We start from the raw sequence: 19,639 nt of genomic DNA on the forward strand, positions 1-19,639 counted from the left end.
TTATCCTTGGTTCTCCGGCTTACGTGCGGTGACATGTATATAACGCCCCAGACTGATATAAGGCTCCTGCCGGCAGTAGCGTGTTTCCAGTTCTAACAACACCTCAAACTCATCGCGCTGGCGCTGTTTTTCGCGCAGATAATCATGAAAAACCCGCACGCCGGTTTTACCGGTAATGGTCCAGCCGATTTGTTCAAGCCAGCGATAGACATCGTCAGGGTTGCGCGGATGATCCGGCGACAGGGTGCGTTTTTTGCGCTTCGGCATGCCTTGCTGCACATAAGCGAAATTTCCGGCCACCATATTATGCATCAGCAAACCGTTTGCATTGTAAAACATCAGAGAAAGCGCCCCGCCGGGGGCCAGCGTTTCCCATAACGCTTGCAGCACGGCCTGCGGATCGCTGACCCATTCCAGCACCGCGTGAAACAATATCAGATCAACCGGGCTTTCTAAATGTTGCCCTACGTCCTGAGCGGCGCAGTGGATAAAGCGCATATTGCTACTGACCGCATTTTCCTGACTTGCCCGCTGCGCCCGCGTCAACATTTCTGATGAGAGATCGCAGAGCGTAACCTGATGCCCGCGCTGCGCCATGCGGATGGCGGTCTGCCCTTCTCCGCCGCCGGCATCCAGCACCCGTAGCGACCGCTGCGGCAATACATCCAGCAGTTGATCGAGATCCTGCCAGAGAATGGCCTGCCGCAATTGGCCTTTCGTTGTCCCGTAAATGTTGCGCGCAAACTTTTCGGCAATATCATCAAAATTGCGATCCCGCATGGGTACAACTCCACCTTATAAACAAAGCATCTGGGCAAAGGCGCTATTTTGGCATAGCCGCAGGGATAAGGAACCCATCAGGTGTAAGATCCGCGCTTTGCGCCCGTTATATGGTTAAAAAGGACCCGGTTTTATGCTCTTTTTCCTGAAAAAATTTATTGGCGGTCTGTTACTGCCGCTGCCGTTCCTGCTGATCGTCATTGGTTTGGCGATTTTGCTGCTGTGGTTTACCCGCTGGCAGAGAACGGCGAAAACGCTATTAACCGCGGGCTGGCTTGCACTGCTGCTACTCAGCCTGCAACCCGTCGCCGACGGGCTGTTAAAACCGATTGAGGATCGCTATCCCACCTGGCAAGACGAGCCGAAGGCGCAATATATCGTGATCTTAGGTGGCGGGTATACCTGGAACCCGCAATGGGCGCCCAGTTCGAATCTGATTAATAACAGCCTGCCCCGAGTGACGGAAGGCATCCGCCTGTGGCAGGCCAATCCGGGGGCAAAACTGATCTTTACCGGGGCAAGAGCTATTAGCAACCCGGTGAGCACCGCAGAAGCGGGGGCGCGGGTAGCGGAGAGTTTAGGCGTGCCGCGCGACGCCATTGTCACGCTGGATACACCGAAAGATACCGAAGAAGAAGCGGCGGCAGTGGCCAAAATGATTGGCGATACGCCATTTTTGCTGGTGACGTCCGCCTCGCATCTGCCCAGGGCGATGATCTTTTTCCAGCATCAGGGGCTGAAGCCGATCCCCGCGCCCGCTAACCAAATCGCGATTACCTCGCCGCTCAATCCCTGGGAGAGAGCCATCCCCTCTCCCCTTTGGTTAATGCATAGCGATCGGGCGAGTTATGAGACGCTTGGCCGGGTGTGGCAGTGGTTAAAAGGCATCTCAGGCGATCCAGGGGATCAGTGATTTAGAGGCCAGATCAAAGTTATTACGGTTAAAGCGCCCGGTTTGCAGCAGTTGGGCGACTTCGTCCCATAATACATACAGCCAGCGCCGTGAGAGGAAAGCTTCCGCGACCGGCGCGCGCTGTAAATAGTGCCACAGCAGGCTCTCCGCCTGAGCGGTATCGCACAAACGGAACAGTTCATACTCGCGCGGCGCCCACAGCGTTAAGCCGGGGTTAACCATGGCCAGCAGCTGGTCGCTCCGGGGATCTTTTAACATGCTGCGTAAGGTGAAATTGCCGTGGATCAGGACGCAGTTATCGTTGAATCCATAAAACAGCGTGTCGAGGCATTCCCGGGTGCGAAACAAAATCCGCTTATCCTGCATGGTTAAGCCGCAGCGCGGATACTGATTCAGGGTATTCCACAGCACTTCAACGCGCTGACGATACCAGGAGGGCCAGATATTTTCCTGGGTGCTGTCGACATTGCCCACGCAGCCCCGGCTGTCGACACGGTGCCAGGCCAGCAGGGATTCGACAATCTGGTCTTTTAGCTGTTCCCAACGCTCGGGGGTGCGGGCGGGCGCTTCCACCGATACGCCGCGTAATCGCTCCATCAGCACCACATCCGGGCCCGGATTCTCTTCATGGGTCATGACGCCATACACCACCGGCATCCGGGCGGTACCCGAGCGGGCCAGCATGGAGATTTTCCAGGCAAGCTGCCCGGCAAGCCCGGGCGACGTGAAGCTGCGGGCCAGCAGCGGCATTGGGTTGCCGTGGCTATCGTAAAGCGCCCACAAGGCGGTATCAGGTTTCTCGCTGACGCATTCAACCCGGCTTAATTTTTCACCCAACAGATGACTGAGTTCTGCACGCAGCTGCTCCATTCGCTTTTACCCTTAATAACCATACTGCTTTTATAATGGGCGTCCTTTGCGCAGATGTCATCACACGAGATCAATAAGCTGCCAGAAAGAAAAAACCGGCCAGAGGCCGGTTTGCAAAATTGTCGGTTTAGCGCATTTCCGCCCGAACCCGTTCGAGATCGGCGGGGGTATCAACGCCGGTGCCCGGCACCTCATGCGCTACTGCGACGTGAATTTTCTCGCCGTGCCAGAGCACGCGCAATTGCTCCAGTTTTTCAATATGTTCCAGTTCACTCGGTGCCCAGGTCACATAGCGGCGAATAAATCCGGCGCGATAGCCGTAGATGCCAATATGGCGCAGGAAGTAATTGGCGATTTCATCCCGGGACTGGGCGAAGCGGTCGCGATCCCAGGGAATGGTGGCGCGGGAAAAATAGAGCGCGTAACCATTTTTATCCATGACCACTTTAACGGCGTTAGGATTAAATGCCTCTTCTGCACTGTGGACAGGTATCGCCAGTGTCGCCATGCCGGCATCGCAGTTCGCCAGGTTTTCCGCCACCTGACGGATAATCGTAGGCGGGATCATCGGCTCATCGCCCTGCACGTTGACAATAATGGTGTCATCGGCAAAACCCATCTTTTCGACAACTTCCGCCAGACGTTCGGTACCGGATTCGTGATCGGCGCGCGTCATGCAAACTTCGCCGCCCGCGGCGCGAACGGCATCGGCAACTTCAACCGTATCGGTAGCGACGATCACCCGGTCAGCGCCGGATTCACGGGCGCGCTCAAGTACGTGCACAATCATCGGTTTGCCATTGATGTCCACCAGGGGTTTACCCGGCAGACGTGTTGAGGCATAGCGGGCGGGAATAATGGTCACAAAGCTCATGAAAAACTCTCTTCCGGATCCAGGGTACGGGCTTCGGTTTCCAGCAATACGGGAATGCCCTCTTTAAAGGGGAAGGCCATATTGTCCACTTTACAGATAAGCTCCTGCTTATCCTGGCTGTAATACAACTTGCCGTTGCAAACCGGGCAAGCAATGATTTCAAGCAAACGATGATCCATGTTTCCTCCTGATGGAAATGATGCCCACAGAATACCACAGCCCGGGGTCAGGGCTGCTGGATTTCCCAGGCGCTGCCCCATGCGGCCTGTAACGCAGAGGGCTGGCTGGCCAGGGTGACGCTCGTTGCGCCCTGCCAGAGGGCAAACTCGGTAATTGCCTGCTGTAAACCGGTCACGAGGGATGCCCTGACGGCCACCTCAGGCTCCAGATACAGCGCAATAATTGCCAACTCGCCAGTTTTACGATGCATCTTGGCATCCATTCGTCCAACCAACTGGCCGCAGTGCAGTAAGGGTAAGGTAAAATAGCCATACTGACGCTTTGGCGCCGGGGTATAGCATTCAAGCCGATAGGTGAAATTAAACAACTGTTCGGCGCGGCGACGATCCCAGACCACCGGATCAAAAGGTGACAGCACGGCGCTGTGCGTGGCGCGTGGGCTTTTGCCATTGTCCAGTAACGGCAGCAAATCCCGGTGCAGCCACATTTGCCCCAGCGACTCGACCTCAACGCTTACTACTCTGCCTTCGGCCTGCCAACGCACAATATGTTCCGCCAGCGGGGCTCTTTTCAGCCGGTAATAATCGGCCAGCCAGGCGCTTTTAAAAATCCCCAGGCTGCGGGCGCTATTTTCCAGCATCCTGGCCTGGGCCAGTTCCTGCGGCAAAAGGTGTTTGTCGTCGTCCCAGTGGGGCATCACGCGGGCAGTGAGATCGTAGACGCGCTGGAAATTTCTGCGTTCGATCACCATCACTTTTCCAGCGCTGAACAGGCCTTCAAGGTGGCGCTTATGGGGTTTCCAGTCCCACCAGCCGCGTTGTCCTGGTCGCGGATGCTCAAAATCTGCCGAGCGTACCGGGCCGTTTTGCTCAATCCAGTCAAGCAGTTCAGCGATGTCCGCAGCATGTTCCGCCATCCACTCCGCACGGTATTTCCAGCCCATGTTTTCCGGCTGGAGCATTTGGTGGCGTACCAGTTCAAAGTCGCTGCGTGGGAGAAAGCAGGCCTCATGCGCCCAATACTCCATCAGCTCTCCGCGCGCCAGTGCATCATCAAGCCAGTGCATCGGGTAGCATCCCAGGCGGCTAAACAGCACCAGATACGGGCTACGCGCCACCACGTTAATGGTGTCGATTTGCAAAAGCGACATTTGGGTGATGGCGGCAAGGATATCTTCAGGACGGGCGCGGCGGCGCGGTTTGCGCAGCAGTCCCTGAGCGGCAAGATGAAGATTACGTGCGGTTTGTAGCGAAAGTACAGGTTCAGCCATGGTGCATCCTTGTTCGGCGCGAAGCGGTTTAACGCACCAGGGAGAGGATATCCAACAATAATTTATCCGCCGCCGGGGATTCAAGCTTCGCCTCGACCGGTAAATACCACCAGTTAGCCTGGGCGAACGGACGGCATTTAACCGCGTCTTTTTCAGTCATCATTAAGATCTGATCGGGTTGGGCAAAGGCGGAAACCTGGGCTTGCGTCAGCGCCTGATGATCCGCAAGGCTCAGCGTCTTAACGGGCGTCACGCCCAGGCTTTCCAGTGTGGCGAAAAAACGGGGCGGATGTCCAATTCCCGCCATCGCCACCACATCCGTAAAAGACGCGGCATCGCGTTTTTCACCGGTCAGCAGATTAACCGCCTGAGACGGCACCAGCCGCATAGCGATTTCACCGGGTTTCGGCGTACCGCCGTTAGTGATAACCGCATCGACCTCACGCAGCCGGCTTGCGCGTTCACGCATCGGGCCCGCCGGCAGCCACCAGCCGTTGCCAAAGCGCCTTACGCCATCCACTACCACGATCTCCCTGTCGCGTGCCAGCGCATAATGCTGAAGCCCGTCGTCAGTGACGATAATTTGCGGCTGATGTTGGTCGAGCAGAGCCTGAACCGCCTCGCTACGCACGGGCGATACCGCCACGCCAGCACCGGTACGCTGGTAAATCAGCACCGGTTCATCCCCGGCCTGCTCGCTGGACGTGTTGGCATCAAGAACCAGCGGATAGCGCTGGGCTTTTCCACCGTAGCCGCGAGAGACCACGCCGACCCGGATGCCGCGCTGTTGCAACTGTTCTACCAGCCAGACCACCACCGGGGTTTTGCCGTTGCCGCCGGCGGTGAGATTACCCACTACCACCACCGGAACCGGCGCGCGCCAGGCTTTACGCCACCCTAAACGGTAGCTGAGCCGGATAAGGGCGCTCACCAGGCCATACAGCCCGGCGAGCGGCAACAGCAGCAGCCACAGGCGCGATTGCCCCGACCAGATTTTTTCTATCATGCGCCAAACTGCATTTTGTGGAGCTGGGCATAAACACCCCGCTCATTCAACAGCTCGTCATGAGTACCACGCTCCACGATGCAGCCATCTTCAATCACCACGATTTCATCGGCTTTCTCAATGGTCGACAGACGGTGGGCAATCACCAGCGACGTGCGGTTTTTCTGCAACTCATCCAGCGCAGCCTGGATAGCACGCTCAGATTCCGTATCCAGCGCCGAGGTCGCTTCATCGAGGATCAGAATCGGGCTGTCGCGCAGCAGGGCACGGGCAATAGCAATACGCTGACGCTGACCGCCGGAGAGCATTACCCCGTTTTCACCGATGATGGTATCGAAGCCGTTATCCATCTTATTGATAAAGTCGGTGGCATAGGCCATTTTCGCGGCTTTCTCAATTTCTTCGCGGCTGTACTCTTCGGTACGGGCGTAGGCAATGTTATTGGCGACGGTATCGTTAAACAAATGCACGTTCTGGGAGACCAGCGCCACCTGATTACGCAACGACGTCAGGGTGTATTCCCGCAGATCGTGGCCATCCATCAGGATTTCGCCTTCATCAATATCGTAAAAGCGCGTAATCAAGCCAGCGATGGTGGATTTGCCCGACCCGGAGCGGCCAACCAGAGCGATGGTCTTGCCCGCCGGAATGCGCAGATTGATGTTGCGCAGCGCTGGCGTGTCTCTGCCCGGATAGGTAAAGGTGACATTACGGAACTCGATATCGCCGGTGGATCGTTCGATAACTCGCGTACCGTCATCTTTTTCCTGCTCGCTGTCCAGAATGCTGAACAGGGTCTGGCAAGCCGCCATACCGCGCTGGAACTGGGCGTTGACGTTGGTCAGGGATTTCAGCGGACGCATCAGGGCGATCATGGCTGAGAACACCACGGTAATGGTCCCCGCGGTCAGGGTTTCCATCACGCTTGGGAAGCTGGCGGCGTACAGCACGAAAGCCAGCGCCAGAGAGGCGATCAGCTGAATTATCGGATCGGAAATGGAGGAAGCGGAAACCATACGCATCCCCTGGCGGCGCATTTTGTTGCTGACTTTGTCAAACCGTTCGGTTTCCACCTGCTGGCCACCAAACATCAGCACTTCTTTATGCCCTTTGAGCATCTGCTCCGCGCTGGTCGTTACCTGGCCCATGGTGTTCTGCATGTTTTTGCTGATATTGCGAAAACGCTTGGAAACCACACGAATAGCAATAGACACGATGGGCGCCAGCACAATCAGGATGATCGACAGCTGCCAGCTGTAATAAAACATCATGATAAACAGGCCGATAATCGACGCCCCTTCGCGCACTACAGTGATCAGCGCGCCGGAAGACGACGAGGCAACCTGCTCGGAATCATAGGTGATGCGCGAAAGCAGCGTGCCGGTGGATTGCTTATCGAAAAACGCGACCGGCATCCCCATCATGTGGTTAAACAGGCGGCGGCGCATGGTCATCACGACCTTGCCAGAAACCCAAGATATACAATAACTTGAAACGTAACTGGTAATCCCGCGCAGGACCATTAATCCAATGACCACCAGCGGCATCCAGAGCAGTACAGAGCGATCCGTCTTACCAAAACCATCGTCCAGTAATGGTTTAAGCAGCGATAGCATATAAGTATCGCTGGCTGCGTTGAGAATTAACGCTATCGCAGCAACAATGAGGCCTGGTTTGAAAGGGGCAATCATTGGCCAGAGGCGGCGAAAGGTTTGCCACGTCGAAAGATCTTTATCGGTATGCATTCAAAAAACCAACTTTCGTTGAAATAGCCGCATATTCTACCCGTTATCCTTATCTACGCCAAACCACTGATGATACCAGCGAGGCGAAAGTTGCTGCCGGAAGCGTGTGATAAACCTGGATTTTGGTGAAAAATAAACCGTAATTTGCCCTGCATGGGCGGTATCCAGCCATTGATAGCCATACTGTTTATAGCGCGCCATGACCGGGCGAGAAGGTAATCGCCAGGCGTTATAGCGCGCTACGGAGGCCAGCGCATCCTGCCCCGCCACCGCATGGAGCAAAATCGCGCTGGATGACGTCTTGCTGCCGTGGTGCGGAACCTGCACAACTGAAGCCCGCAGTTCGCGCCAGTGATGCTTTACCATCTGGCGCTCGGCGTCCGCTTCAATATCTCCCGTCAGTAAGATGCTTTGCTCGCCATCGCTCACCTTAACCACGCACGAGACGTTATTTCCGCCATTGGCACCGATCTGTAAAGGCCAGTGCACGGTGAAAATAAGGCCCTGCCAGCGCCAGGTCTTGCCGCGCAGACAGGGCGCATGCCCAGCCCAACCCAGTGAACTTATCACCGGTAACGTCGGCCAGGCCTTCAACAGGCTGTTTAAACCGCCCCGGTGATCGAGATGCTCATGGCTTAAGATAATCCCGTCAGGCACCAGGTGATGCCAGCGCAGCCAGGGAATAATCGTTTGCCGGGCGCTGTCTCCGCCCGGCCAGGCGTTGCCGCTATCGTAGAGCATGGCGCGCCCGTTACGCTCAATAACTATCGCCAGGCCATGGCCGATATCCAGCATATGCACGGCCCAGCTGTTATCCTGACGCGGGCGGATCAGCGGCCCGCTCAGCAGCAGCATCACAATGCCGGGCAACAGTGGCGTGTACCACTGAAAGCGTAGCCGCCAGAGAACAATTAGCAACCAGGGGCTAAGCGCCAGCCCGAGAAAGCGCTGATCAACATCCAGCCAACCGGGCGGCAGCGCCTGTAATCCATAGAAGACGCCAGCCAGTGTGCGGTCCGCCAGGTATTCAAGGAAAGACTCCGCGCCCTCAATGCCTATACGATTAACGATCATCGCCAGCAGGATCAGCGGCACCGTTATGAAGGTTACGACAGGTACAGCCAATAAATTGGCGACCACTGACGTCAGGCTGATGCCGTGAAACAGCAGGACCTGAAGCGGCAATAACAAAAGTGCCATCCCAGCCTGAAGGTGTAATAACGCCAGTACGGGCCTGATAACGCGTGGCGCTTTTGGGGGAATAAAGGGCACCCACTGGTACCAGAACAGCAGCGCGCCCACCGCCAGCACCGAGAGCCAGAAGCTTTCCGACAGTACGGTTAGCGGATCGATAAACACAATGCCAGCCACGCAGCACAGCCACACATGCCAGGGATCTCCGCTGCGGCCGCTCAACCTGAGCGCCCCCCAAATGGTCATGGCGACAAAGGTTCGCAACGCGGGTGGATTCGCGCCGCTAAGCCAGGTGTAAACGCCGCTGGCCGCTAAACTGGCGAACAGAGGAAAAGCGTGATTAATCAGCCTGACCGGGAAGACAAATTGCAGCAAACGCGCCAGCCCCCACCCCATAAGCCCTGCGAGGCCGATATGCAGCCCGGAAATCGCCATTAAATGCGCGGTGCCGGTTTCGCGCATCAGGGTTTTGATTTCATCACTTACCGCCAGCCGTTCACCGAACCCTAAGGCCAGCATCACGTCGCGCCAGGGCCGCGCTGCAAGCGACTGATTCACCGACGCCATAAAGCCCGCACGCCAGCTACATCGGCTGTCGAGAGGCTGAGAAGCGATAATCCGCCCCGTAACGCTGCGCCGCTGCGACAGCGCATAGCGCTGGTTGTCAAATCCGCCGTCATTAAGCTGTCCGTGAACAGGTTTAAGGCGCACCACGAGATCCCAACGCTGCCCGGCGCACACTTTTTCTGCAAGGTAGCTGCCGGGTAAATCCACGGTTATTGCCGGAAAAAGCCATTTGCCGTTGAGCTGGGTTATCCGCACCAAATGCCGCGTTGCGCCATCGGTTTGCAGAATTGTCGCCGTCACGTTCTGGTTATGTGTGGTGAGTGACAGCGGCGCAAGGGTTTGCCTTGCCGCCAGAACAGCCCAACAAAAAAAGAGCAGCGTTAATGCCAGCCGGAATGCGAATTTACCTGGCGCGAAAAGCAGCAGTATTGCACCCGAGCCGATCGCTGCAAGCAGCCTCAGAGACGGTAGCTGAGGTAGCCACAGTAACGGCACGGTCCCTGCAACCAGGCACCAGCAAAGAGTGATAAGCGGCATGCAGACCTCCTGTCTGGCCGCAGTATGCCGGGAATAGACAGGCGCGCGAGGCATATTTCCCAGCGTTACGCGTTGTATTCACAGAAATTTATCGTGTTGCAGCAACAGCCGGACGTTGTGCGCGTTTTATCGCAAACCTGGCGAGGGGCAAAAAAAAACGACATCCGGAGATGTCGTCTTCAGGGCAAGCTTAAACAAGCTTAACCGTAGATATTGGCGCGGTCGCGTAACTCTTTACCCGGCTTAAAGTGCGGAACGTATTTACCTTCCAGATCCACTTTATCGCCCGTTTTTGGGTTACGGCCAGTGCGCGGAGCGCGATAGTGTAAGGAGAAACTGCCAAAGCCCCGGATTTCAATACGTTCGCCCTGGGCGAGCGTCGTGGCCATGTGCTCCAGCATCTCTTTTACTGCATCTTCCACCGCTTTCGCTGGGATATGAGATTGCTGGGTGGCAAGTCTTTCAATTAATTCTGACTTGGTCATCATTCCTCCGGTTTCCATTCAGGAAAATTTGCTTACAGCTATCAATCGAACAAGGGCGGCCGTAGCCGCCCTGATTTAGCGCTCGGACGATTACTCGCCTTTAGCTGCTTTGAATGCTTCAGCCATTGCGTTGGAGAAGTTGCCGTCTTCCTGTTTGTTGTTAACAGTTGCGATTGCATCTTTCTCGTCAGCTTCGTCTTTCGCACGAACAGACAGGCTTACAACACGGTTTTTACGATCAACGCCGGTGAATTTCGCTTCAACATCGTCGCCAACGCTCAGAACCAGAGTTGCATCTTCAACGCGGTCACGGGAAGCTTCAGAAGCGCGCAGGTAGCCTTCAACGCCGTCTGCTAATTCAACTGTAGCACCTTTCGCGTCAACTGCCGTTACTTTACCAGTAACGATAGCGCCTTTCTTGTTCATCGCAACGTAGTTGTTGAACGGATCTTCCGCGAGCTGTTTAACGCCCAGGGAGATACGCTCACGCTCTGCGTCAACCTGCAGAACAACCGCTGCGATTTCGTCGCCTTTTTTGTATTCACGAACTGCTTCTTCGCCTGCAACGTTCCAGGAGATGTCAGACAGGTGAACCAGGCCGTCGATGCCGCCGTCCAGGCCGATGAAGATACCGAAGTCAGTGATAGACTTGATTTTACCTTCAACGCGGTCGCCCTTGTTGTGGGTCTCAGCAAACAGCTGCCACGGGTTGGATTTGCACTGTTTCAGGCCCAGAGAGATACGACGACGTTCTTCGTCGATATCCAGAACCATCACTTCCACTACGTCGCCAACGTTAACAACTTTGGACGGGTGGATGTTTTTGTTGGTCCAGTCCATTTCGGAAACGTGTACCAGGCCTTCAACGCCTTCTTCGATTTCAACGAAGCAGCCGTAGTCGGTCAGGTTGGTCACGCGGCCAGTCAGACGAGTGCCTTCCGGGTAACGTTTAGCGATAGCCACCCACGGATCTTCGCCCAGCTGTTTCAGGCCCAGGGAAACACGAGTACGCTCGCGGTCGAACTTCAGCACTTTAACAGTGATTTCGTCGCCAACGTTCACGATTTCGCTCGGATGCTTAACGCGTTTCCACGCCATATCAGTGATGTGCAGCAGGCCGTCTACGCCGCCCAGATCAACGAATGCACCGTAGTCAGTGAGGTTCTTAACGATACCTTTAACTTCCATGCCTTCCTGCAGGTTTTCCAGCAGCTGATCGCGTTCTGCGCTGTTTTCAGACTCGATAACGGCACGACGAGAAACAACAACGTTGTTACGCTTCTGGTCCAGCTTGATTACTTTGAATTCAAGCTCTTTGCCTTCGAGGTGCAGGGTGTCGCGAACCGGACGCACGTCAACCAGGGAACCTGGCAGGAACGCACGAATACCGTTCAGCTCAACAGTGAAGCCGCCCTTGACTTTGCCATTGATAACACCAGTAACGGTTGCAGCTTCTTCGTAAGCTTTTTCCAGCATCAGCCATGCTTCGTGACGCTTCGCTTTCTCACGAGACAGCAGGGTTTCACCGAAACCGTCTTCTACTGCATCCAGAGCAACGTCAACTTCGTCACCAACCTGGATTTCAATTTCGCCCTGGGCGTTTTTGAACTGCTCAGCCGGAATGGCAGACTCAGATTTCAGACCGGCGTCAACCAGTACGACATCTTTGTCGATAGCAACAACAACACCACGAACGATAGAACCCGGGCGGGTTTCGATTTCTTTCAGGGATTCTTCAAAGAGTTGAGCAAAAGATTCAGTCATGTTTAATCTTCAGGTTTTAATTTAACGTCCACCTGGCTTCATGCCGGATGGGGTTGTTTCACATACCCGCTGTCAATCCATTGCAACGGGGGTACTGCAAATTCTGTCGCTTAATCCGCGAGAGCCAGTTTTTGGCGCGCATATTGTAGCGCTTTTTCAATCACTTGCTCAATACTTAAACTCGTGGAATCCAGAACTAAAGCATCGGCAGCGGGGACAAGCGGCGCTACGGCACGATTTCGATCGCGATCGTCACGTTCTTTGATCTCGGCCAAAAGGCGTTCAAAGTTAACACTAAAGCCCTTCTCCTGCAACTGTAGCATGCGGCGTTGGGCGCGCTCTTCAGAGGAGGCGTCAAGGAAAATTTTCACTGGCGCGTCAGGGAATACCACGGTGCCCATATCACGCCCGTCGGCGATCAGGCCCGGCGCTTCGCGAAACGCGCGTTGACGACGCAGCAAGGCTTCACGAACGCGTGGGAACGCCGCCACCTGCGACGCGGCGTTAGCCACTTCCTGGGTGCGGATTTCGCCGCTGACGTCTTCCCCTTCGAGGATCACTTCCAGCTCTTCATTGGTCGCCACGAAACGGACGTCCAGATGCGCCGCCAGGGGCACCAGCGCGTCTTCGGAAGCCACATCAACATGGTGATGCAGCGCGGCCAGCGCAAGGACACGGTAGATAGCGCCTGAATCCAGCAAATGCCATTGCAGTGTTTCAGCCAGGGCTTTACATAGCGTGCCTTTACCAGCGCCGCTCGGCCCATCAACGGTAATCACGGGGGCTGCTGCCGTCATCCTGTTCTCCTTAAGCAAGGCAACCATTTCATAAACGCCGCGCATTATACGCGCCAATCACTCAGAGCGTTACTAAAGCTTACGTATGATTTGGTTAAAGAATCTGAATGTAGAGGAATTGCTCAAGTATAGCGGGCTGGCAGAGGACCAGCCCGGCGAGGCGGGATTAAAAGCTTACGCAGACGTGCTCAGGCGCGCCAGCTGTTCGAAATAGTCAGGGAAGGTTTTTGCCGTGCATTTCGGATCGAGAATAGTCACCGGCGTATCCGAGAGCGCCACCAGCGAGAAACACATCGCCATACGGTGATCATTATAGGTGCCGATATCCGCAAAGCGCAGCTGCTCCGGCGGGGTGACCGTGATGAAATCGTGGCCCTCTTCCACCGTCGCGCCCACTTTGCGCAGCTCGGTCGCCATCGCGGCCAGGCGGTCCGTCTCTTTGACTCGCCAGTTATAAATGTTGCGCAGTGTAGTGGTCCCTTTGGCGAACAGCGCGGTGGTGGCGATGGTCATGGCGGCATCGGGAATATGGTTCATGTCCATGTCGATGGCGTTGAGATCGCCGCGAGTGCAGGCGATAAAATCATCGCCCCAGGTAATCTGCGCGCCCATTTTTTCCAGTACGTCAGCGAAGCGGATATCACCCTGAACGCTGTTGCGGCCAATGCCGGTCACTTTGATGGTGCCGCCTTTAATCGCCGCCGCCGCCAGGAAATAGGAAGCAGAAGAGGCATCACCCTCCACCAGATATTCCCCTGGCGCTTGATAGGTTTGTCCGCCGCGAATCACGAAGCGTTGGTAATCCCCGTTGTCCACGTCGACGCCGAACGTTTTCATCAAATGCAGCGTGATATCGATATAGGGTTTGGACACCAGTTCGCCTTTGATGGTGATAACCGTATCCTGCTCCGCCAGCGGCGCGGTCATCAGCAGCGCGGTTAAAAACTGGCTGGAGACGCTGCCGTCAACCTCGACGTCGCCGCCGCGAAAACCACCGCGCAGGCGCAGCGGCGGGTAGTTTTCCTGCTCCAGATAATCAATCTGCGCGCCGCCCTGGCGCAGCGCATCCACCAGATGGCCGATAGGACGCTCTTTCATGCGCGGTTCGCCGGTGAGCACGATGTCGTTATGCCCCAGGCACAGCGCCGCCGCCAGCGGGCGCATGGCGGTGCCGGCATTCCCTAAAAACAGTTCCAGCTCGCCTTGCGCCTGGAATGCGCCGCCCAGCCCGGTGACCTCGCAACGGCGGCGGTCGTCAGACAGCGCGTACTCAACGCCCAGCGCTTTCAGCGCGTTCAGCATATGGCGGACATCATCGCTATCCAGCAGGTTGGTCAGCACCGTTTTGCCTTTGGCTAAGGCGGCAAGCAGCAGCGCGCGGTTGGAAACGCTCTTTGAACCGGGAAGGTTGATGGTGCCTTCAACGTGCGCGATAGGCTGTAAAGTCAGGGATTCCTGCATGCAAAAAACTCTCGATCGAGGTAATAAAAGCCCCGCAGGCGCGCTGCGGGGAAGAGAAACAATAACGAGGATTAATTAACCGTGGCGACGCTCAAAATCAATCATAAAGTCAGTCAGCGCTTTCACGCCTTCCAGCGGCATGGCGTTATAGATGGAGGCGCGCATCCCGCCGACCACGCGGTGGCCCTTCAGCGCATGCAGGCCGGCTTTAAACGACTCATCAAGGAACAGCGCATCGAGTTTGCTGTCAGCCAGTTGGAACGGTACGTTCATGCGTGAACGGTTGGCGCTGGCCACATCGTTGCGGTAGAAATCGCTGTTATCGATGACGCCATACAGCAGATCTGCTTTTTGCTGGTTGATGCGGTTCATCACATCCACCCCGCCCTGCTGCTTCAGCCATTTGAACACCAGGCCGGACAGATACCAGGCGAAAGTCGGCGGCGTGTTGAACATCGAGTCGTTTTCGCTCAGCACGCTGTAGTCGAGGATCGACGGACAGACGGAATGCGCTTTACCCAGCAGATCCTCGCGGACGATAACAATGGTTAACCCCGCCGGGCCGATGTTTTTCTGTGCGCCGGCATAAATCACGCCATAACGGGAAACATCAATCGGATGGGAAAGAATAGTGGAGGAGAAATCTGCGGTAACGATAGCGTCGCCAAAGTCCGGCGTTTCATTAATGGCGATACCATCAATAGTTTCGTTCGGGCAGTAGTGCAGGTAAGCGGCGTCTTCAGAGAGCTGCCATTCGCTCATCGGTTTGATGGCGCGTTTACCGTCAACGGTAATTTTCGCGTCGATGACGTTCGGCTTGAGGTATTTATGCGCTTCTTTTACCGCGCTCGCCGCCCAGTAGCCGCCATCAACGTAGTCCGCGGTGGTCTTATCGCCCAGCAGGTTGAGCGGGATAGCGGAGAACTGGCCGCGTCCACCGCCGTGGCAGAATAAAACTTTATAATTGGGGGGGATATTCAGCAGATCGCGAAAATCTTTTTCCGCCTCTTCCGCCACCGCAATAAACGGTTTACCGCGATGGCTCACTTCCATTACCGACGTGCCCAGTCCCTGCCAGTCGCGTAATTCCTGCTGTGCCAAAAGCATTACATCTGCCGGTAACATCGCCGGGCCAGAACTAAAATTGTAGACCTGAGTCATTTCCCCTCACCACGCATAACAATAAGTTTTTCCTGTGGCTATCGGTTTTATCACTCAGCGAGTAAGGCTGCAATGGGTAATCCCCGCCAGCGGCAAAATGTGCGCTTTATCACACGGCAGATTATGCCAGGCGGGGAACAGAACGCCGGAATTTTCACTGTTCAGGTCACTCGGCGGGCGCGGCTCGCCTTGACCCAGTCCGGATGCCCGCAGCGCGGACACATTAATTTGTCGCCGTCTTTCATAGCCACCACTTCACTACAGCGTACACAGGCATAATCCCCTGCGTCAGGCATGATTTTAAACGCGGGCTTGTGGGAGTTCGGCAGAATAGGCAAACCGGGCCGGACGTTTTCATCCGCGTAAAAATAGACGCTGAGTTGGCCGTTGGTTTCCTGAATGGCTAATTTTACCTGCCCGAGTTGCTCAACGCCGCTGAGCCGCAACTCCATAAAGTATTCGAACTCGGTCATGTTCTCTTTACGCAGATTATCCCAGGCGAGCTCGCCCTCCTCCACCACGATCATGGGCTTGCCTTCAAGCAGATCCTCGATTTTCTCGCTGCGCGCCATCAGCCACATCACCAGCCGGTAAAGCGCACCAAGTGAGATAAACACCACCAGCACCGGGATCATCGGCACGTCGTCATAGAACGCCACGTCACCCGCGGCGGAGCCCAGGGTCAGGATGATCAGCACTTCAAACAGCGACATCTGGCGGACGCCGCGCCGTCCGGTGAGTTTCAGGAAAATAAACACCAGCACAAAGGTATATAAGCTGCGCAACGCAACTTCGCCGAGAAACTCAAAGGGGACCTTGTCAAACGCCATCCGTTGCAAATCAAATGCTTTCATTTTTATTCGCCTTTACAGTACCTTGCTGAAAGTAAGCATAGCGCGAACAATTATTTTTGCCCGGGACGGCGGGAAGATAGCACCGGCAACGCAAAACCCGTATCATTGCGCGCTTTGCGTACGATAAAAGTGACTCTCATGACTCAAACTTTCATTCCCGGTAAAGATGCTGCGCTGGAAGATTCCATCGCTCGCTTCCAGCAACAGCTCACCGATCTCGGCTTTAATATTGAAGAAGCCTCCTGGTTAAACCCGGTACCGCACGTCTGGTCGGTGCATATTCGCGATAAAGACTCGGCGCTGTGCTTTACCAACGGGAAAGGCGCCACTAAAAAAGCCGCGCTGGCCTCCGCGCTGGGCGAATATTTCGAGCGTCTCTCCACCAACTATTTCTTTGCCGATTTCTGGCTGGGCGACACCATCGCTAACGGTCCGTTCGTTCACTATCCCAACGAGAAATGGTTCCCGATCCCGGAAGACGATGAACTGCCGGAAGGCATTCTCGACGATCGCCTGCGCGCTTTTTACGATCCGGAAAATGAACTGACCGCCAGCATGCTGATCGACCTGCAATCCGGCAACGAATCGCGCGGCGTGTGCGCCCTGCCGTTCACCCGCCAGTCTGACCAGCAGACCGTGTATATCCCGATGAACATCGTCGGCAACCTGTATGTCTCTAACGGTATGTCCGCAGGCAACACCGCCAACGAAGCGCGCGTGCAGGGCTTGTCTGAAGTGTTTGAGCGGCATATCAAGAACCGCATCATCGCCGAAAGCATCAGCCTGCCGGAAATCCCGCAAGCGGTGCTGGCGCGCTACCCTGGCGTGGTGGAAGCCATTGCCAAACTCGAGGCCGAAGGTTTCCCGATCTTCGCTTACGACGGCTCGCTGGGCGGCAAATATCCGGTGATCTGCGTGGTGCTGTTCAACCCGGCTAACGGTACCTGCTTTGCCTCGTTTGGCGCGCACCCGGACTTCGGCGTGGCGCTGGAGCGTACCGTGACCGAGCTGTTGCAGGGCCGCAGCCTGAAAGATCTGGACGTGTTTACCCCGCCGACCTTTGATGATGAAGAAGTGGCGGAGCACGCCAACCTGGAAACCCACTTTATCGACTCCAGCGGTCTGATCTCCTGGGATATGTTTAAGCAAGACGCTGATTATCCGTTCGTTGACTGGAGCTTCGCCGGCACCACCGAAGAAGAGTTCGCTACGCTCATGGCAATCTTCAAATCGGAAGATAAAGAGGTCTACATCGCCGACTACGAACACCTGAGCGTCTACGCCTGCCGCATCATCGTGCCGGGCATGTCGGATATCTATCCGGCGGAAGACCTGTGGCTCGCCAATAACAGCATGGGCGCGCATCTGCGCGAAACCCTTCTGGCGCTGCCGGGTAGCCAGTGGGAAAAAGAGGATTACCTCAACCTGATCGCCCAACTGGACGAAGAAGGCCACGACGACTTTACCCGTGTACGCGAGCTGCTGGGCCTGGCGACCGGCAAAGACAACGGCTGGTACACTTTGCGCATCGGCGAGCTGAAAGCGATGCTGGCGCTGGCGGGCGGCGATTTGGATCAGGCACTGATCTGGACCGAGTGGACCATGGAGTTCAACGGGTCGGTATTCAGCGCTGAGCGCGCCAACTACTACCGCTGCCTGCAAACCCTGCTGCTGCTGTCGCAGGAAGAAGATCGTCAGCCGCTACAGTACCTGAATGCGTTTGTGCGTATGTACGGCGCTGAAGCGGTAGAAAGCGCCAGCGCGGCGTTGAGCGGCGAAGCGCCGTTCTACGGCCTACAGGCTGTAGACGCCGATCTGAAAGCCTTCCCGGCGCATCAGGCACTGCTGGCCGCATACGAGAAGTTACAGCGCGCCAAAGCCGCTTTCTGGAAAGTGTCATAACCTGAAGTCACTCAAAAAGCGTATGCGATTGTGCATACCTCAGCTATATTACGGGGCGATTTAATTGCCCCTTTTTTTATTTTGGCGTTAATTATTTCAAATGTAATTTTAAAGTTAAATATGAGTGAACATTTAAAGCCGTGAATGGCTTTTAGTGTTACTTATTTTAATAAATACTCCATATTAATTAACTGTTGGCTATGAGGCGGAGCGGTATCATTCAACTTAAATAATAAACTTTAAAAATTATTTTTACCTTTATTTTCAAAAGGTTAACACAAAAATTTGCAATAACGCCACGTTTTGCAGGTCTACAACTCCGGCGAGATATGATCGATATCAAATTTTGCTGTATAATGCTTTGTTAGTATCTCGTCGCCGATTAAATATAGAGAGAGTTAGTGTGAAAGCTGACAACCCTTTCGATCTATTACTTCCCGCTGCCATGGCAAAAGTTGCCGAAGAAGCGGGTGTCTATAAAGCAACGAAACAGCCGCTGAAAACCTTTTATCTGGCGATCACTGCGGGCGTCTTTATCTCCATCGCCTTTGTTTTCTATATCACTGCCACCACCGGTACCGCGACCATGCCTTTCGGCATCGCGAAATTGATCGGCGGGATATGCTTCTCTTTGGGCCTTATTCTTTGCGTGATTTGCGGTGCGGACCTGTTCACCTCCACGGTGCTGATTGTGGTCGCTAAAGCGAGCGGCCGGATCACCTGGGGCCAACTGGCGCGTAACTGGCTGAATGTTTATATCGGCAACCTGATTGGCGCGTTACTGTTTGTACTGCTGATGTGGCTGGCAGGCGAGCATATGGTCGCGAATGGCGGCTGGGGCTTGAATGTTTTACAAACCGCTGACCATAAACTCCACCATACTTTTATCGAGGCCGTCGCGCTCGGTATTCTGGCGAACCTGATGGTGTGCCTGGCGGTATGGATGAGCTACTCTGGCCGTAGCCTGTTCGACAAAGCGTTCATCATGATCCTCCCTGTTGGCATGTTCGTCGCCAGCGGGTTTGAGCACAGTATCGCAAATATGTTCATGATCCCGTTTGGTATTGTGATTCGTAACTTCGCCAGCCCGGAATTCTGGACCGCTATCGGTTCTTCACCGGACAATTTTTCTCATCTGACTGTGATGAACTTCATCATTGATAATCTGATTCCGGTTACGATCGGCAATATCATCGGTGGTGGTTTGTTAGTTGGGTTGACGTACTGGGTCATTTATCTGCGCGGCGACGATAAGCATTAATGTCGCTTCCGGGCAGTA

General features: G+C 55.2%; 17 protein-coding genes. 3 read left to right on the top strand and 14 right to left on the bottom strand.

What is annotated here, in order from left to right:
• Positions 1-780, bottom strand: a complete 780-nt coding sequence (gene cmoM / locus FHW74_RS03070; RefSeq protein ID WP_183169092.1) for a tRNA uridine 5-oxyacetic acid(34) methyltransferase CmoM — start codon at positions 778-780, stop codon at positions 1-3.
• A 133-nt stretch (positions 781-913) separates the two neighbouring features.
• On the opposite strand from cmoM, the gene elyC reads away from it, so the two are divergent.
• Complete coding sequence (gene elyC / locus FHW74_RS03075; RefSeq protein ID WP_183169093.1) at positions 914-1,693, top strand: envelope biogenesis factor ElyC; 780 nt, start codon at positions 914-916, stop codon at positions 1,691-1,693.
• On the opposite strand, the gene FHW74_RS03080 is transcribed toward elyC, so the two are convergent.
• From FHW74_RS03080 to FHW74_RS03140, 13 genes are all read right to left on the bottom strand, one after another.
• Positions 1,670-2,563: a YcbJ family phosphotransferase gene (locus tag FHW74_RS03080; RefSeq protein WP_183169094.1), complete on the bottom strand. Its 894-nt coding sequence runs from the start codon at positions 2,561-2,563 to the stop codon at positions 1,670-1,672. The two genes, elyC and FHW74_RS03080, sit on opposite strands and share 24 nt — an antisense overlap.
• A 127-nt stretch (positions 2,564-2,690) precedes the next feature.
• Positions 2,691-3,437 (bottom strand): 3-deoxy-manno-octulosonate cytidylyltransferase, encoded by a 747-nt coding sequence (kdsB, locus tag FHW74_RS03085; RefSeq protein ID WP_183169095.1) that lies wholly within the window; start codon positions 3,435-3,437, stop codon positions 2,691-2,693.
• Positions 3,434-3,616 carry a Trm112 family protein gene (locus FHW74_RS03090; RefSeq protein ID WP_125291790.1) on the bottom strand — a complete coding sequence of 61 codons (183 nt, stop codon included), beginning with the start codon at positions 3,614-3,616 and terminating at the stop codon, positions 3,434-3,436. The genes kdsB and FHW74_RS03090 overlap by 4 nt, the downstream gene beginning before the upstream one ends.
• A gap of 47 nt (positions 3,617-3,663) precedes the next feature.
• Positions 3,664-4,887, bottom strand: a complete 1,224-nt coding sequence (locus FHW74_RS03095; RefSeq protein WP_183169096.1) for a winged helix-turn-helix domain-containing protein — start codon at positions 4,885-4,887, stop codon at positions 3,664-3,666.
• Positions 4,888-4,915: 28 nt separating this feature from the next.
• The gene (gene lpxK, locus FHW74_RS03100; RefSeq protein WP_183169097.1) at positions 4,916-5,893 is read right to left on the bottom strand and encodes a tetraacyldisaccharide 4'-kinase; all 978 of its coding nucleotides are present in this window, start codon (positions 5,891-5,893) and stop codon (positions 4,916-4,918) included.
• Positions 5,890-7,638 carry a lipid A ABC transporter ATP-binding protein/permease MsbA gene (gene msbA / locus FHW74_RS03105; RefSeq protein WP_183169098.1) on the bottom strand — a complete coding sequence of 583 codons (1,749 nt, stop codon included), beginning with the start codon at positions 7,636-7,638 and terminating at the stop codon, positions 5,890-5,892. The genes lpxK and msbA overlap by 4 nt, the downstream gene beginning before the upstream one ends.
• A gap of 36 nt (positions 7,639-7,674) precedes the next feature.
• Complete coding sequence (locus tag FHW74_RS03110; protein ID WP_183169099.1) at positions 7,675-9,936, bottom strand: ComEC family protein; 2,262 nt, start codon at positions 9,934-9,936, stop codon at positions 7,675-7,677.
• Between the two features lie 200 nt (positions 9,937-10,136).
• Positions 10,137-10,421, bottom strand: a complete 285-nt coding sequence (ihfB, locus tag FHW74_RS03115; RefSeq protein ID WP_125291785.1) for an integration host factor subunit beta — start codon at positions 10,419-10,421, stop codon at positions 10,137-10,139.
• Between the two features lie 90 nt (positions 10,422-10,511).
• The gene (gene rpsA / locus FHW74_RS03120; protein WP_183169100.1) at positions 10,512-12,185 is read right to left on the bottom strand and encodes a 30S ribosomal protein S1; all 1,674 of its coding nucleotides are present in this window, start codon (positions 12,183-12,185) and stop codon (positions 10,512-10,514) included.
• Between the two features lie 110 nt (positions 12,186-12,295).
• A complete protein-coding gene (gene cmk / locus FHW74_RS03125) occupies positions 12,296-12,982 on the bottom strand; it encodes a (d)CMP kinase (protein WP_183169101.1) in 687 nt (228 codons plus the stop codon).
• Between the two features lie 174 nt (positions 12,983-13,156).
• The gene (gene aroA, locus FHW74_RS03130) at positions 13,157-14,443 is read right to left on the bottom strand and encodes a 3-phosphoshikimate 1-carboxyvinyltransferase (protein ID WP_183169102.1); all 1,287 of its coding nucleotides are present in this window, start codon (positions 14,441-14,443) and stop codon (positions 13,157-13,159) included.
• A 75-nt stretch (positions 14,444-14,518) separates the two neighbouring features.
• Positions 14,519-15,604 (bottom strand): 3-phosphoserine/phosphohydroxythreonine transaminase, encoded by a 1,086-nt coding sequence (gene serC, locus FHW74_RS03135; protein ID WP_183169103.1) that lies wholly within the window; start codon positions 15,602-15,604, stop codon positions 14,519-14,521.
• 161 nt (positions 15,605-15,765) lie between these two features.
• Positions 15,766-16,458, bottom strand: a complete 693-nt coding sequence (locus FHW74_RS03140) for a YetF domain-containing protein (protein WP_183169104.1) — start codon at positions 16,456-16,458, stop codon at positions 15,766-15,768.
• 138 nt (positions 16,459-16,596) lie between these two features.
• Here FHW74_RS03140 and ycaO point away from each other — a divergent pair, with 138 nt between their 5' ends.
• Both ycaO and focA read left to right on the top strand, forming a co-directional pair.
• Complete coding sequence (gene ycaO / locus FHW74_RS03145) at positions 16,597-18,360, top strand: 30S ribosomal protein S12 methylthiotransferase accessory factor YcaO (protein WP_183169105.1); 1,764 nt, start codon at positions 16,597-16,599, stop codon at positions 18,358-18,360.
• A gap of 403 nt (positions 18,361-18,763) precedes the next feature.
• On the top strand, positions 18,764-19,621 hold the full coding sequence (gene focA / locus FHW74_RS03150; protein WP_183169106.1) for a formate transporter FocA: 858 nt from the start codon (positions 18,764-18,766) through the stop codon (positions 19,619-19,621).
• The last annotated feature ends 18 nt before the right edge of the window (positions 19,622-19,639 follow it).

It is taken from the genome of Atlantibacter sp. RC6 (assembly GCF_014193285.1).
GTDB lineage: Bacteria > Pseudomonadota > Gammaproteobacteria > Enterobacterales > Enterobacteriaceae > Atlantibacter.

What these genes read in the sequence shown, in the direction of transcription:
- lpxK (WP_183169097.1), bottom strand. Translation starts at nt 5,893, where the DNA reads ATGATAGAAAAAATCTGGTCGGGGCAATCGCGCCTGTGGCTGCTGCTG.
- elyC (WP_183169093.1), top strand. Translation starts at nt 914, where the DNA reads ATGCTCTTTTTCCTGAAAAAATTTATTGGCGGTCTGTTACTGCCGCTG.
- FHW74_RS03080 (WP_183169094.1), bottom strand. Translation starts at nt 2,563, where the DNA reads ATGGAGCAGCTGCGTGCAGAACTCAGTCATCTGTTGGGTGAAAAATTA.
- FHW74_RS03110 (WP_183169099.1), bottom strand. Translation starts at nt 9,936, where the DNA reads ATGCCGCTTATCACTCTTTGCTGGTGCCTGGTTGCAGGGACCGTGCCG.
- serC (WP_183169103.1), bottom strand. Translation starts at nt 15,604, where the DNA reads ATGACTCAGGTCTACAATTTTAGTTCTGGCCCGGCGATGTTACCGGCA.
- ihfB (WP_125291785.1), bottom strand. Translation starts at nt 10,421, where the DNA reads ATGACCAAGTCAGAATTAATTGAAAGACTTGCCACCCAGCAATCTCAT.
- ycaO (WP_183169105.1), top strand. Translation starts at nt 16,597, where the DNA reads ATGACTCAAACTTTCATTCCCGGTAAAGATGCTGCGCTGGAAGATTCC.
- FHW74_RS03095 (WP_183169096.1), bottom strand. Translation starts at nt 4,887, where the DNA reads ATGGCTGAACCTGTACTTTCGCTACAAACCGCACGTAATCTTCATCTT.
- cmoM (WP_183169092.1), bottom strand. Translation starts at nt 780, where the DNA reads ATGCGGGATCGCAATTTTGATGATATTGCCGAAAAGTTTGCGCGCAAC.
- aroA (WP_183169102.1), bottom strand. Translation starts at nt 14,443, where the DNA reads ATGCAGGAATCCCTGACTTTACAGCCTATCGCGCACGTTGAAGGCACC.
- kdsB (WP_183169095.1), bottom strand. Translation starts at nt 3,437, where the DNA reads ATGAGCTTTGTGACCATTATTCCCGCCCGCTATGCCTCAACACGTCTG.
- FHW74_RS03140 (WP_183169104.1), bottom strand. Translation starts at nt 16,458, where the DNA reads ATGAAAGCATTTGATTTGCAACGGATGGCGTTTGACAAGGTCCCCTTT.
- FHW74_RS03090 (WP_125291790.1), bottom strand. Translation starts at nt 3,616, where the DNA reads ATGGATCATCGTTTGCTTGAAATCATTGCTTGCCCGGTTTGCAACGGC.
- cmk (WP_183169101.1), bottom strand. Translation starts at nt 12,982, where the DNA reads ATGACGGCAGCAGCCCCCGTGATTACCGTTGATGGGCCGAGCGGCGCT.
- rpsA (WP_183169100.1), bottom strand. Translation starts at nt 12,185, where the DNA reads ATGACTGAATCTTTTGCTCAACTCTTTGAAGAATCCCTGAAAGAAATC.
- msbA (WP_183169098.1), bottom strand. Translation starts at nt 7,638, where the DNA reads ATGCATACCGATAAAGATCTTTCGACGTGGCAAACCTTTCGCCGCCTC.